The 13,976-nt window shown below is 65.4% G+C and carries 16 protein-coding genes; 8 read left to right on the forward strand and 8 right to left on the reverse strand.

Translation table 11 applies throughout. The features are described 5' to 3' along the window. Positions 1–94 precede the first annotated feature (94 nt). A complete protein-coding gene (locus tag AC1REK_RS12190; protein WP_492267839.1) occupies positions 95–1,159 on the reverse strand; it encodes an Ldh family oxidoreductase in 1,065 nt (354 codons plus the stop codon). Between the two features lie 246 nt (positions 1,160–1,405). Between AC1REK_RS12190 and AC1REK_RS12195 the strand changes: the two genes are divergently transcribed. The 8 genes from AC1REK_RS12195 to AC1REK_RS12230 all read left to right on the forward strand — a co-directional run bounded on the left by AC1REK_RS12195 (position 1,406) and on the right by AC1REK_RS12230 (position 7,310). After that, positions 1,406–2,200, forward strand: coding sequence for an ABC transporter ATP-binding protein (locus AC1REK_RS12195; RefSeq protein ID WP_492268206.1), 795 nt, complete (start codon positions 1,406–1,408; stop codon positions 2,198–2,200). Between the two features lie 2 nt (positions 2,201–2,202). Further along, positions 2,203–3,093, forward strand: a complete 891-nt coding sequence (locus AC1REK_RS12200) for an ABC transporter permease (protein ID WP_492268205.1) — start codon at positions 2,203–2,205, stop codon at positions 3,091–3,093. Positions 3,094–3,137: 44 nt separating this feature from the next. Next, on the forward strand, positions 3,138–4,145 hold the full coding sequence (locus tag AC1REK_RS12205) for an ABC transporter substrate-binding protein (protein ID WP_327520835.1): 1,008 nt from the start codon (positions 3,138–3,140) through the stop codon (positions 4,143–4,145). A 45-nt stretch (positions 4,146–4,190) separates the two neighbouring features. Beyond that, entirely contained in the window at positions 4,191–4,919 is a 729-nt protein-coding gene (nanR, locus tag AC1REK_RS12210; RefSeq protein WP_492267838.1) for a transcriptional regulator NanR, read from the forward strand. Between the two features lie 28 nt (positions 4,920–4,947). Beyond that, positions 4,948–5,247 (forward strand): putative quinol monooxygenase, encoded by a 300-nt coding sequence (locus tag AC1REK_RS12215; RefSeq protein WP_327524709.1) that lies wholly within the window; start codon positions 4,948–4,950, stop codon positions 5,245–5,247. Positions 5,248–5,358: 111 nt separating this feature from the next. Next, positions 5,359–6,357: an ABC transporter substrate-binding protein gene (locus tag AC1REK_RS12220; protein WP_492267837.1), complete on the forward strand. Its 999-nt coding sequence runs from the start codon at positions 5,359–5,361 to the stop codon at positions 6,355–6,357. A 272-nt stretch (positions 6,358–6,629) separates the two neighbouring features. Next, on the forward strand, positions 6,630–6,896 hold the full coding sequence (locus AC1REK_RS12225; protein ID WP_492267836.1) for a hypothetical protein: 267 nt from the start codon (positions 6,630–6,632) through the stop codon (positions 6,894–6,896). Between the two features lie 258 nt (positions 6,897–7,154). Then, complete coding sequence (locus AC1REK_RS12230; protein ID WP_492267835.1) at positions 7,155–7,310, forward strand: hypothetical protein; 156 nt, start codon at positions 7,155–7,157, stop codon at positions 7,308–7,310. A 155-nt stretch (positions 7,311–7,465) separates the two neighbouring features. Here AC1REK_RS12230 and AC1REK_RS12235 read toward each other — a convergent pair whose 3' ends face one another. The 7 genes from AC1REK_RS12235 to AC1REK_RS12265 all read right to left on the reverse strand — a co-directional run bounded on the left by AC1REK_RS12235 (position 7,466) and on the right by AC1REK_RS12265 (position 13,883). After that, positions 7,466–8,167, reverse strand: a complete 702-nt coding sequence (locus AC1REK_RS12235; RefSeq protein ID WP_492267834.1) for an ABC transporter ATP-binding protein — start codon at positions 8,165–8,167, stop codon at positions 7,466–7,468. Continuing rightward, on the reverse strand, positions 8,164–8,922 hold the full coding sequence (locus tag AC1REK_RS12240) for an ABC transporter ATP-binding protein (protein WP_327524704.1): 759 nt from the start codon (positions 8,920–8,922) through the stop codon (positions 8,164–8,166). Before AC1REK_RS12240 ends, AC1REK_RS12235 begins: the two co-directional genes overlap by 4 nt. Continuing rightward, positions 8,919–9,803, reverse strand: a complete 885-nt coding sequence (locus AC1REK_RS12245) for a branched-chain amino acid ABC transporter permease (RefSeq protein WP_316019124.1) — start codon at positions 9,801–9,803, stop codon at positions 8,919–8,921. The genes AC1REK_RS12240 and AC1REK_RS12245 overlap by 4 nt, the downstream gene beginning before the upstream one ends. Then, positions 9,803–10,666 carry a branched-chain amino acid ABC transporter permease gene (locus AC1REK_RS12250; RefSeq protein WP_316019123.1) on the reverse strand — a complete coding sequence of 288 codons (864 nt, stop codon included), beginning with the start codon at positions 10,664–10,666 and terminating at the stop codon, positions 9,803–9,805. Before AC1REK_RS12250 ends, AC1REK_RS12245 begins: the two co-directional genes overlap by 1 nt. 74 nt (positions 10,667–10,740) lie before the next feature. Beyond that, positions 10,741–11,961, reverse strand: a complete 1,221-nt coding sequence (locus AC1REK_RS12255) for an ABC transporter substrate-binding protein (protein WP_316019122.1) — start codon at positions 11,959–11,961, stop codon at positions 10,741–10,743. Positions 11,962–11,979: 18 nt separating this feature from the next. Beyond that, positions 11,980–13,218 carry a metal-dependent hydrolase family protein gene (locus AC1REK_RS12260; RefSeq protein WP_492267833.1) on the reverse strand — a complete coding sequence of 413 codons (1,239 nt, stop codon included), beginning with the start codon at positions 13,216–13,218 and terminating at the stop codon, positions 11,980–11,982. After that, positions 13,215–13,883, reverse strand: coding sequence for a TetR/AcrR family transcriptional regulator (locus tag AC1REK_RS12265; protein WP_316019120.1), 669 nt, complete (start codon positions 13,881–13,883; stop codon positions 13,215–13,217). The genes AC1REK_RS12260 and AC1REK_RS12265 overlap by 4 nt, the downstream gene beginning before the upstream one ends. Positions 13,884–13,976 lie beyond the last annotated feature (93 nt).

Consider the following 13,976-nt stretch of genomic DNA (forward strand, 5'->3'; position numbering starts at 1 on the left):
CATAGGCGTAGGGCAGATTTCGCGCCTTGGCAAGACGGGTCAGCGCTGAAAATGCGGCGGCCCGCGGCGCAAGGCGCGAGCCACCCTCGCGGCGTCAGGCCGCCTGGAGCGCGATGCCGTATTTCGCGCCGAGCTCGTTGAGTTCGTCGAAGACCGCGGCATTGAGCGGAATGCCGTCGCGGCGGCGCTCGACCAGAGCGAGGTGCTCGCGCTCCCCCGGCAAATGGATGCGCTCGACGCCGGGCGCCTTCCTCGTCCCCTGAATATCGGCGATCGCCTTCGACATCCGCGCGTAATAGCGGTCGAGATCCTCGAAGGCCGAGATCGGCAGCACCCCGAACAGGTGCCCGACATTCTGCGGCGTCGTCGTCTGCTCGTACATGTGGGTGACCTCGGAACCGAAATAGGCACCCGACAGCATGGTGCTGAGCAGGCCGATACCAAGCGTCAGCGCATAGCCTTTCGGCCCGCCGACCGGCAGGACGAAGCCCTTGAGTGCCTCGACGGGATCGGTCGTCGGCGCGCCGTCCGGGCCGCTCGCCCAGTCGGCCGGGATCGGAGTGCCGTCCTTGGCGGCGACGATGATCTTGCCGCGCGCGGCGACGCTGCAGGCCATGTCGAGCACGACGGGGAAGCCATCCCGCGTCGGGAAGGCGAAGGCGAACGGGTTGTTGCCGAGAATGGCCTCGGCCCCGCCCCAGGGTGTCATGTGATTGATGCCGCCAATGGTGAAGCTCAGCCCGATCATGTCGGCCTTCGCCGCCATCTCGGCGTAATGCGAGGCGGCGCCATAGTGGTTGCTGTTGCAGACGGAGACGAAGGCGCAATCTCCGTCGCCAGCCTTCTCGATCGCGATCTCCACGGCGCGGACCCCAACGATCTGGCCCATGCCGTTATCGCCGTCGAGCACGGCCGTCGTCCGCGTCTGGCGGATGATCTTCGGCTGCGGGCGCGGATTGGAGCCGCCATCCTCGATGCGCTGAATGTAGATGGGCAGGCGGACCACCCCGTGCGAGGCGACATTGCGCAAGTCCGCCTCGACGAGATTGTCGACGATCAGGATGGCCTCGTCCTCCGGCACGCCGACCTTTGTGAACATCGCCCGGCAGAAGTCTTTCAGCCCCGTTTCGGTGACGATGACGGTCTTCTCGCTATCCATGGCTTTCCTGTCCCAGCTTCCGGCATCTCCTGCGGACGCCTTGGCCAGCGGTTTGACACATCTGGTATGACAGGTCTACACGTAGACCAGTAGACAAGCTGCGGCCACCTTAAGCGAGCGCGCGGCAGGCGAGGAACGATCGAGGAGAAGGGCGTGACATTGTCAGCCATTGCGCAACCGCGGCCGGTGCATGGCCTTTCCGGCGCTGCAGGCGGCCAGGCTCCGCCTCGGGAGGCGGCCCCGGTCCTGCCCAGGCTGCTCGAAGTCGAGGGGCTGACGCTGCAGTACAAGACGCCGAACCATTTGGTGACGGCGACCTATCGCGTCGATTGCGCGGTACATGAGCAGGACCGCTATGTGATCCTGGGACCGTCCGGCTGCGGCAAATCCACCATGCTGAAGGCGGTCGGCGGCTTCATGACGCCCGAGGAAGGGCACATTCGGCTGCGCGGCCGCGAGGTATCCGGGCCGGGGCCCGACCGGATGATGGTCTTCCAGGAATTCGAGCAGCTGATGCCGTGGAAGACGGTGCTCGAGAATGTGCTGTTTCCGATGCGCATCTCGGGCCGCTTCAAGGGCAAGGACGCGAGGGATCGCGCCCTGTCGATCATCGACAAGGTGAAGCTCACCAAGTTCCGCGACGTCTATCCGCACATGCTGTCCGGCGGCATGAAGATGCGCGTTGCGATCGCCCGCGCCATGGCGATGGAGCCGGACATCCTCCTGATGGACGAGCCCTTCGCCGCGCTCGATGCGCTGACGCGCCGCAAGATGCAGGACGAATTGCTGCAGCTCTGGGAGCAGGTGCGCTTCACGCTGATGTTCGTGACGCATTCGATCGAGGAGGCGATCATCGTTGGCTCGCGCATCTTGGTGCTGTCGCCGCATCCCGGCCGCGTCAGAGCCGAGCTCGACGCCTCCCAGCTCGGCTTCGACACCGTGGGGACGCCTGCCTTCGGCGCATTGTCGGACAAAATCCACAACCTGCTCTTCGAGCATGAACTCGGCCCGCAGCGGCAGGAAGAGGACGCCCAGGCATGAGCATGGCGACGCTGGGACGCAATGAGGGCACGGCGCTGGCTCGCCGCCCCGAATTCGAGATCGAGCCGATCGACGCGAGCGGCATCGGCGAGGTGGCACGGCCGCTTTCCGCCATGGAACGCATCGTCAACAACGATGCCGTGCGCAAGGTGACGATCCTGATCGCGCTCGCCATAGTCTGGGAACTCTACGCGCGCTGGCTCAACAATCCCCTTCTCTTCCCTTCCTTCGCGGAAACGGTCGCCACCTTCGTCGGCGATCTCTCAAGCGGCACGCTGATCGACCGTGTCGCGACCTCAATGCGCTCGCTCATCTACGGGTACGGCACGGGCCTCGCGCTGGCGGCGGTCCTGACGACGGTGGCCGTCTCGACCCGTTTCGGCACGGACATCCTCAACACGCTGACCGCGATGTTCAATCCGCTGCCGGCGATCGCCCTGTTGCCGCTCGCGCTGATCTGGTTCGGCCTCGGCATCGGCTCGCTGATCTTCGTCATCGTCCATTCGGTGCTTTGGGCGGTCTCGCTCAACACGCTGACCGGGTTCCGCGCCGTGCCGGAAGTGCTGCGCATGAGCGGGCGCAATTACGGCCTGAAGGGCCTGCGCTACGTGATCCACATCCTGATCCCGGCCGGCTTCCCGGCGATTCTGGCCGGCCTCAAGATCGGCTGGGCCTTCGCATGGCGCACCTTGATCGCAGCCGAACTCGTCTTCGGCGTGTCGTCCCGCTCCGGCGGGCTGGGCTGGTACATCTTCGAGGCGCGTTCGGAGCTCGATACCGCCCGGGTCTTTTCCGGCCTGCTCACCGTCATCCTGATCGGCCTCTTCGTCGAGTCCGTGATTTTCCGCGCCATCGAGAAGCGCACGGTGCAGCGCTGGGGCATGCAGCACTGATCAGACCCGACAAGGGCAACTGCTTTCACTATGGGAGAAGCGCTGTGAAACGCATTATCGGTTTGGCCGCCGCGGCCGGCCTGGCACTGCTGGCGACGAGCCAGGCGCATGCGGAGGTCAAGGAGATCAAGGCGGCTCAGCAATACGGGCTGAGCAGCCTGCCGCTGATGATCATGGAGGACGGCAAGCTCGTCGAGAAGCACGCCAAGGCGCTCGGCCTGCCCGAGCTCACCGTGACCTGGGTGAAGCTCGGCAATCCCGGCGCAATCACCGAAGGGCTCGTCTCGGGCGGGCTGGATTTCGGCAGCGGCGGCGTGCCCTCGCTTCTGACGCTCTGGTCGCGCACTCAGGGCACGGCGATGGAGGTCAAGGGCGCCGGTGCCATCGTCAACATGCCGATGGAGCTGCTGACCACCAATCCCAAGGTCAAGTCGATCCGGGACTTCACCGAGCAGGACCGCATCGCCGTTACGACCGTGCGCGTCTCCAACCAGGCACTGCTGCTGCAGATGGCGGCCGCCAAGGAGTTCGGCTCCGAGAACTACGCCAAGCTCGACCCGCTGACGGTCTCGCTGCCGCATCCGGAAGCCACCTCGACCCTCCTCTCGGGCTCCGGCGTGATCTCGGCGCATTTCTCCGCCCTGCCCTTCCAGCACCAGCAGAAGCGCGACCAGCGCGTCCACAAGGTGCTCAGCAGCTATGACGTGCTCGGCGGCCCCGCGACCAACACCGCCATCTATTCGACGAAGCGCTTCCGCGACGCCAATCCCAAGGCCTATCAGGCCTTCGTCGCTGGTCTCCAGGAAGCGATCGAGCAGATCAACAAGGACAAGCGCGCCGCCGCGGCCACCTACCAGCGCATGACCGGCACCAAGGAGAGCGTCGACGACATCTACGCGATGATCGCGGCACCGGAAGTCGAGATGACTTTCACCCCACACCAGACGATGAAGATGGCCGGCTTCATGGCCGAGACCGGCCGCTTGAAGAAGGCTCCCAAGGATTGGAAAGAGCTCTTCTTCGACAACGTTCACGCCTTGCCAGGAAGCTGATTCCGGGCAAGTCGGGCCGGCAGAACCCCGGTGAAGGATTCCACCATGATCTCTGGCGCAAGCATTCCGGACCAACGGCCGATCCGGCGGCGCAAGCTCTACGAGGAAGTCGTCGAGCGACTGGAGGCCGCCATCAATGACGGCCACTACGCACCCGGCGATCAGCTTCCCGCCGAGCGCGAGCTGATGGAGGCCTATGGGGTGGGTCGCACCGCCATTCGCGAGGCGCTGTTCGCGCTGCAGCGCATGGGGTTGATCGTGATCAGCAGCGGCGAGCGCGCGCGCGTTTCGCAGCCCAGCGCCGGAACGATGATCGACGAGCTCTCGGGCGTGGCGCGCCATCTCCTGTCGCGCCCCGGCGGTGCTCATCACTTCCAGCAGGCCCGCACCATGTTCGAGGTCGGCGTCGCGCGGCTGGCGGCGGAGACGGCGACTCCCGAGGATGTCGCGAAGCTGGAGGCGGCGCTCGCCGCCAACAAGGCGGCGCTCGAACAGGGCCGCGGCTTCGAGCGCACCGACGTCGCCTTCCACTTCGTGCTGGCCGAGATCACCCGCAATCCGATCTTCACCGCGTTGCATACGGGCCTGACCGAGTGGCTGACCGAGCAGCGCACCACCTCGCTCAAGGCCCGCGGCGCTGCGCAGGCCGCCTTCACGGCGCATGAACGGATCTGCCGGGCCGTTGCGGCGCGCGATCCGCAGGCGGCCGGTGACGCGATGTACGCCCATCTCGCCGAAGTCGGCGACTTCTACTGGAAAGCCTCCGACGTCTAAGCGTCGCAGCCAAACATCAGGACTATTCATGGCGCAGTTCACCATCCTCGTTCGCTTCCGCATCGCCGATGGGCAGCTGGCGGCCTTCCTGCCGCTGATGATCGAAAATGCGCAGGCCTCGCGGCGCGAAGAGCCGGGATGCGAGCGTTTCGACGTGCTGCAGCCGGAAGACGAGAAGGATTGCATCCTGCTCTACGAGATCTACCGCGACCGTGCGGCTTTCGACGCGCATTGCGTGAGCCCGCATTTCAAGCGCTTCGATGCGGCGACGAAGAGCATGGTCGCCGAGAAGCAGGTGACGGTCCTCCAGCTCCTGGCGGAGCCTTGAGCGCCCCCTGAACAATCATCCGAGAAGGCGGCTCGAACCGCCCCGCAGCAATCTGGGACGAAATGCGCCCGGTGGCCTTCGGTCGTCGCGGTGACGACAGGGAGAAGAAAGATGAAGCAATTGCTTATGGCCGCGACGGCGGCGCTCGCGCTGTTCGGCACGGCAACCTCGGCATTGGCCGAAGCCAAGACGCTGCGCGTCGCGAAGCAATACGGGCTCGGCTACATCCAGCTGATGCTGATGGAGGATCAGAAGCTCGTCGAGAAGCACGCCAAGGCCGCCGGGCTCGGCGACGTCACGGTCGACTGGTCGACCTTCCGCTCCAGTGACGTGATGAACGATGCGCTGATTTCCGGCAATCTGGACTTCGCGAGCCTCGGTCCGACCGGCATCATCACGATCTGGTCGCGCACCCGCAACAATGTCGATGTCCGCGCCGCCAGCGGCCTCAACGCGATGGCCTGGACGCTCAACGTGCGCGATCCCGCCATCAAGTCGCTGAAGGATTTCACCGCGCAGCACCGCATCGCCGTTCCGGCCGTGAAGGTCTCCGGGCAGGCGACGGCTCTGCAGATCGCCGCCGCAAAGGAATGGGGCGACAAGGAGTTCGAGAAGCTCGACTCCCTCACCGTCTCGCTCTCGCATCCGGACGCCACGGCGATGATGCTGGGCGGCAAGTCCGAGATCGTCGCGAACTTCTCCTCGCCGCCTTTCTCCAACGTCCAGCTCAAGGATCAGAACATCCGGGCGCTGATGAATTCCGACGACATTCTCGGAGGTCCGATCTCGTTCAATGTGATCGCGACGACCGGCAAGTTCCGCAACGATAATCCGAAGCTCTACGGCGCCTTCCTCGCCGCCCTCAAGGAAGCGACCGATATCGTCAGCAAGGACAAGGGCGCGGCCGCGGAAGCTTATCTGCGCCTGACGAAGGATCGCTCCTCGAAGGAGGAACTCGTGGCGATCCTGGACGACAAGACGACGCATATCACCACGGACGTGCTCAATCTCGGCTCTTTCACCGATTTCATGGGTAAGGTCGGCCGTCTGAAGAACGCCCCGGCCGATTGGAAGAAGGAGATGCTGTTCCCGGAGGCGACGGCCCGATAAGGCCCGCAACGACGAAAAGAGGCCAGGCGAAGCGACCGCGTGGCCTCTCAAATCACACAAGATGCGGCCGGTCGGAGCCGTCGGCACCGCGGGCGCTCCTGTCATGGGCGGGCTTTGGACTCTGAGCCTTGGTTGAACCTGCCGACCAAAGAAGATCGGGCAAGTTCCGTCTGTAAGGTTCATGTCAGCTGCCGCGACCTATCCTCGTTTCATCAGGAAGCGGACGGGGCGTCCCGGGATCGGCTTCCAGGCACCGAACGAAGGACATTGTCATGACCACCGGTTTCAACATCGCCTCCTCCCAGGTCTGCGAGCGCGGCGCGCCGCTGAGCGACGACGTCCTCGACGCGGTCAGCGGTGGCGGGCTGATCACGGGTGCTGTGGATCTCGTCGCCTCGGGGGTGAAGACGGGCATCCACTACGCTGCAAAGGGAGTCGGGATGTTCATGGACGCCGATCAGGTCGGTGGCCGCTCCATGCACAACTTCCAGGACAGCGTTCCCGCCTTCGTCGACAAGATCGTCGACAAGATCATCTGAGGCCGCTCTCGAGAGCCCGCTCCGAACGCTCGCCTGAAACGACAAATGGCCCCCCGGTGCAAACCAGCGGGGGCCATTAGTACGCGGGAGTGCTCAAATCTGCTTCCTTACTTGCTCCAGCGCCCACGCATTTGAGCTCGGACGCTGCCTCGGCGCGTACAGCTCCACAAATCTGCGCGATTCAATTCGGCTCGATGCGTCTGACCTTCGTCATGCGCCAACGTCCGGACATCGGGCCATCGCCAAGAAGCGGAGGACATGATCCGCCATGTCCCGGCCGAGTTCACTCATGCCCGAGCCGGCAAGGCCATTGGCGCCCATCTCTATCGCTTCCCGAACATCAACGGGATCGGCACGCGGCGAAGAGTGATCGATCTCGGTGATGAGATCGTCGTCCGTCCGACTGCCTGCTGAGTCCGATCAGCAGCGTCACCGTCATGACGTCGCCCTCTACCCAAGGCCGACGGAATCGGCGTTTCACCTTCGCAGCAACGCCGATTCCATCAACGTAATTGGCTCAAGCTGACGCGTTGAACGTCGCCTTGCCGGCGATCCAGGCCGCCGCGTGGTCAATGCTGGCCGAGATAGAGCTCCGCCGCCTTCGGGTCGTCGAGGAGGCTCTTCGCCGCGCCTGCGAGCGCCACCTTGCCGCCGTCGAGGATGCAGCCATTGTCCGAGATCGCGAGCGCCTGGCGCGCGCGCTGCTCGACTACGAGGACCGAGACGCCGAGTTCGGGCAGGCGCCGGATCAGATCGAAAGCTTCGGCGACCTTGGCGGGGGCAAGGGCCGCCGTGGGCTCGTCGAGGATCATCAGGCCGGGGCGTGTCATCAGGGCGCGGGCGAAGGCGAGCTGCTGGCGTTCACCGCCGGAGAGCGAGCCGGCACGGGCACGCTTGCGCTCGCCCAGCAGCGGGAAGGCCTCGAAGAGTTCGCGGATGCGCTGTGCCTGGTCGCGCACGCCGACGACGACCTGAAGGTTCTCCAGGATGCTCATCGAGCCGAAGACGTTCGCGACCTGCGGAACGTAGCCGATGCCGGCCGCGATGCGGTCTTCCGTGACGAGCGGCAAGAGATCGCGTCCCTCGAACAGGATGCCGCCGGAAACGCGGGGCAACAGGCCGACGATCGCTTTCGCGAGCGTCGACTTGCCGGCGCCGTTGGTGCCGGCAACCGTCAAGATCTCGCCCTTCTTGAGCGACAGCGAGATGCCGTTGAGGATGTCGACCTCGCCGTAGCCGCCGCGCACGTCCTTGATGTCGAGCAAGGTCACGACACGCCTCCAAGATAAGCTTCGCGCACGACCGGATCCTCGAGGACTGCGGCGGGGGCGCCCTCCGCCAGGACCTTGCCGCGATCCATGACCGCGAGCCGCGGCACCAGGCGGGTCAACGCCTCCAGATCGTGCTCGATGATGACGAAGCCGATGCCGCGCGCATTCAGCTCCTTGATCCGCTCCATGATTTCGCCGATCAGCACCGGATTGACGCCGGCGAAAGGCTCGTCGAGCAGGATCAGCTTGGGCTGGACCATCAGGGCACGGCCGAGCTCAAGCAGCTTCTTCTGGCCGCCCGAGAGCTTGCCGGAGGGCACGTCGGCGACCTTGTCGAGCTTGAGGAAGGCCATGGTGCGCTCGACCGTCTCGGCGATGGCAGCTTCCTCCGTGCGGACCTTGCCCGGACGGAAGAACAGGCCAAGCAGGCTCTCCCCCGTCTGGTCGGGGGCGGACGCCATCAGGTTCTCGCGCACCGTCAGATGCGAGAACTCGCGCGGCACCTGGAAGGTGCGGAGCATGCCGGCACGCGCGCGCTGCGGCGGCGAGAGGGCGTCGATCCGATTGCCGTTCAGCCGAACCTCGCCGGCATCAGCCGCGACGAAGCCGGAGATGACGGAGAACAAGGTCGACTTGCCGGCGCCGTTCGGGCCGATGATCCCGAACAGGGCATCCGTCTCGATGGTCAGACGTACGCCGTCCAGGGCCTGAAAGCCGCCGAAGGACTTGGTGATGTCGCGGATTTCGAGGCTCATCGCTTGGTGTAATCCCCCATGAGCCCCTGGGGCCGATAGATGATGAACAGGATCAGCAGCAGGCCGACGAGGCCGATCCGGACCGAGGCCATGTCGACCTCGGAGATCCAGGGAATGACGTCGCGGATGAAGCGCGAGCCCTCGAGAAAGGCCATCAGGATGACGGAGCCGATCACTGCTCCGGAGACGCGGCCGACGCCGCCCATGATGATCGCCATCCAGACATAGAAGGTGACGAGCGGGATGTACTGCTCGGGCACGATGTAGGTGATGTAGTGGGCGTAGAACGCACCGGCGATGCCGGCGAGCGCGGCGCCGACGACGAGCACCTGGATCTTGAAGCGCGGCGGATCCTTGCCCAGGGCCTGCACGGCTTCCTCGTTGTCGCGGATCGCCTCGATGATCCGTCCGAAGGGCGAACCTGCGATCCGGCGGATCATCCAGGCGGCCGCAACCGTGACGGCCAGGATGGTGGCGAAGGTCGCGATCTGACCCGCCGCGCCGCCGAGTTCCGAATAGAGCCGCGGAATGCCGGGGATGCCCTGCACGCCATTGGTCAACCAGCGCTCGCTGGTCAGGACGATCCGCACGACCTCCGAGAAGCCGAGCGTGACGATGGCGAAGTAGTCGTCGCGCAGGCGCAGCGAAACCAGGCCGATCGGCCAGGCAGCGATGCCGGCGAGCAGTGCAGCGCCGGCGAAGCCGACGATGAAGGGCGCGCCGTTCATCACGAGCAGCGCGCTGGTATAGGCGCCGATCGCGAAGAAGCCGACATGGCCGAAGTTGATGAGACCGGTGAGGCCGTATTGCAGCGTCAGCCCGAGGCTGAGCAGGACGTAGATCAGCGCGATGATGCCGATCGCGACGAGATAGGCTTCCATCAGCGCACTCCCTCGACGCGGCCGAACAATCCGCGCGGCCTGACCAGCAGGACGGCGAGCATGATCAGGAAAGCAATGGCGATCTTGTAGGTGAACCCGACGAAGGGCGTGGAGAACTCCTGCATCGCGCCGAGGATGAGCCCGGCGACGACTGCGCCGACCGGCGAGCCGATGCCGCCGAGGATCGCGGCGGTGAAGGCCGGCAGCAGCATCTCCCAGCCGAATTCCGGCGTCACGATCGTCTTCATGCCGAGCATCATCCCGGCGATGCCGGCGACTGCGCCAGCAAGCAGCCAGAGCGCGACCATGACGCGGCCGGGACGGATGCCCGAGACGCGGGCAAGGTCGCGATTGTCGGCGACGGCGCGCATCTGCCGCCCGATGGCGGTGAGATAGAGCAAGCCGAAGACGGCGATCAGCGTGACCAGGGCGACGAGCGCCATCTGCAGGTCGAGCGGCAGGATGCGAAGCCCGCCGAAGATGTAGGGGCGTGCAAGCGGTATCTGGAACACCTGTTGCCCGTGGCCGAAGGCGACGCCGAGCGCCGCCCGCAGCAGGAAGGCGATGCCGATCGAGGCGACGAGAAGCGCGACCACGGAGCGGCCGGCGAGCTTCCGGAACACGCTCCAATAGGCGAGGAGCAGCACGATACCGGTCGCGCTTGCGGCGCCGAGGCCGGCGACGATGAAGGAGCCGCTGGCCTTGTGAGCCGCCAACGCCGCATAGGCGCCGAGCGTCATGGAGTCACCGGTCGCGGCATTCGGGAAGCGTGCGATCCCGAAGACGAGCGTGATCGAGAGCGCCGCCAGGCCGATGACGAGGCCCTGGAACAGCCCGTTTACGAAAAGCTGAGCGTAAAACATGAAACAACCTGGTCGGGCATCGCGGCGCCTGGAGCCGGCAGCCCCTGCAGGCGATGGCCTGCAGGGGCGATGCGTCAGATGTTGACGACGTAGCGGCGGTTGAGCTTGCCGCCTTCGATGAAGAAGACGCCGAAGGACGGGGAGACGTCGCCATACTGGTCGAAGTCGAGCACCGAGGAGGCGCCCTCGAAATTGATCTTGCCCTTCTTCAGCGCTTCCTTGCCCTCGGCGTAGCTGTAGACCTTCGTGCCGTCGGGGTTCGAGACTTCACGGATCTTGGCGTTGATCGCCGCTGTTTCGGTGGAGCCGGCCGCCTCGATCGCCAGAGCGAGCGAATGGACCATGTCCCAGGTCATGGCGCTGAAGATGTTCGACTGGCCGGACTGCCCGGTCGCCTTTTCGTAGACCTCGGCATAGGCCTTGAACGACGGCGCCGTCTCGTTCGAGATCGAGTCGACCGAGATCACGCCCTCGACCACCTCCGGACCGGTCGCCTTGACCAGATCGGGGTTGGCGGCCCAGCCGGGGATGATCCACTTGACCGGCTGCCCGCTCTGGAACCACTCGCGCATGATGATCGTGGTGTCCGACAGATAGGAGCCGGTGACGATCACGTCCGGGTTGGCGGCGAGGACCTTCTGCAGCTCGGAGCGGTAGGACGGCTGGTTCGGCTCGTAGACGACGTTCGCGACGACCTTGTTGCCCTTGGCTTCCCAGGCCTTGCGGAAACCTTCGGTGTTGCCGATGCCGGAGGCGTTGTTGAAGGCCATGGTGGCCGGGCGCTTGAAGCCCTCCTTGGCGCAGATCTCGGCGAAGGCCCTGCCGAAGCGGTCATTGGTCGCCTGGAACCGGTAGGACAGCCCCTTGGCGTTGGCCGGCGGCACCGAGAGCGCAGGTGCGCCCGACGTGTTCATCAGGATGATGTTGGCGTCGTTCGTCAGCGGCACGACGGCGAGCGAAACACCGGAAGACCAGGTGCCGAGAATGGCCTGGACCTTGTTGACGTCGATCAGCTTCTTGGCGGCGAGAACGCCGGCCTGCGGGCTGGTCTGCGTATCCTCCGAGACGACCTCGATCTTGCGGCCGGCCGCGCCGCCTGCGGCGTTCACGATCTCGGCGGCGGCGGTGATCATCTTCTGCATGCCGGAGCCGTAGGGCGCGCCAGCGCCCGTCACCGGGCAGAGCGCGCCGATGCGGAAGACGCCCTGCGGCTGGGCCCGCAGGACGGAAGGCGCCGCGATGAGCGCCGAAGCGGCTCCGAGCGTGCCGATGAACTGACGACGGTTGGTGGTCATGGCCTGTTCCCTTTTAGGTTAGTTCAGCTCGTTCTTGATGAAGTCGCCGCTCTTCATGATGATCGGCAGGTGCTCCCCCTGCCCCGTCAGCAGCGAGAGATCGGCCAGCGGATCGCCGTCGACCACGATGAGGTCGGCATAGGCATCGGGCGCGATCACGCCAATCTTGCCGGGCATGCCGATCAGTTCTGCTGCGTTGACCGTTGCCGAGCGGATGACCTCGATCGCGGGAAGAACGCGCCCGCGGATGACGAACTCTTCCGACTGGTGCCGGTGCATGGCGCCGAGCAGATCCGTACCATAGGCCATTTTCACACCCGCCTGGCGCATGATCTCGAGGGACTCCAGGCCGCGCAGACGGACATCGTCGATCTTGGCGACCGAAGAAGGCGGCAGGCCGTAGGAAGCCCCTTCATTGTTCAGCGCCTCATAGGTGACGAGCGTCGGGCAGGCGATCGCGCCCCGCTCATGCATGAGGCGGGCCGTCGCGGCCTGAATCAGGTTGGCATGCTCGACCGAGCGCACGCCGAGCTTCACGGCGCGCGCAATGCCCTCATCCGTATAGAGATGCGCGGCGACGTAGGTCTGGGCGTTGTGGGCCTCCTCGACGATCGCGGTGATCTCGGCATCGCTGAAGCCGAGGAAAGCGATCGGATCCGTCGGTGACGCGATGCCACCATTCGCCATGATCTTCACGAACTGGGCGCCCTGGCGGATTTCGTCGCGCGCGGCGGCACGGCAGGCGTCGACGCCGTCACAGATGCGGCCGAGCGAGCCGAGCTGATGGGTCTGGTAGTCGGGCCGGCGGTTGTCGTAGCGGCCACGGAAATCGGCATGGCCGCCCGTCTGCGACAGGGCCTTGCCGCAAATGACGAGGCGCGGCCCGACATAGAGGCCCTGCTCCTGCGCCTCGACGAGGGCATAGGTCGCACCGCCGACGTCGCGGACGGTGGTGAAGCCGCGCTGCAGCATCTCGCCCATCAGCTTCACCGCCTGCAGAGCGACGAGCGCATCCGGGAGCATCGCGTTCTGGCCGAAATTCGCCGAGTTGGCGATGACATGGACATGGCAGTCGATCAGGCCCGGCATCAGCGTCCGGCCCTTGAGATCGATGCGCCGCGCGCCGCCATCGGCGATCGGGCGGTCGGAGACCTCGCGGATCAGCCCGCCCTCGACGCGCACGAAGCGGTCGCACTCGCCTTCGGGGCTGGTGCCGTCGAGCAGCCTCGCATTCTCGAAAATGATAGCCTGTGTCACGGGTGCATGCCTTGCTTGGTCGGATCGGAAATGGCGCCCTCGCCGGCGCGGCTCTGCTGCGAATGCCCGGCCAGGACCGTCTTCCAGAAGCCGAGAAGCCGCGCATAGTAGGCCGGGTCGTCGCGCAGGATGGTTTGCAGGCTCATGCCGCGCATCAGGCAGAGCGTGGCGTTGAACGCCGCCTCGACCTCGGGCTTCTGCAGGCCGGTTCCGTCGAAGAAATCCTGCCAGGTGCCGTCGAGGGCGGCGTGGAACTCGCGCGTCACCGAAACCAGTTGCTCGCGCAGATAGGGATTGTGCCGGGCGGCGGTCACATGCTCGAGCGTCACCAGGAACAGCCGGCCGGAGAACAGCTCCCACATCCGGTCGACGAAGTCGGAAAGGGACAGGCTGCCGGCCTTGACGAGCTCGGCAACCCGCCGGATCTCGCCGATCCAGCCCTGCAGCAGATGACTCACTGACTGGACGATCAGATCGTCCTTGCCGGAAAAGTGATGGTTGAGCGCGCCGCGGGTGACGCCGGCGCGTGCTGCGATCTCGGACGTCGTCGCGAGCGCATAGCCGCGCTCCACCAGCAGATCGAGCGTCGCGTCGATGAGACGCGCCCGCGTTTCCGTCGAGCGTTCCTCTTGCGTCCGGCGCTGCTTGTCGGCTGATGGCGGCATGGGCGGACCTTAGCAGCTAGAAACAAACAGACAAGTATGCATGTTTGTTTTTCCCGATGTTGCGCACGGCGATGCCGGCGGGACACAAAGATG

The organism is Allobosea sp. GW823-FHT02B03, assembly GCF_058797755.1.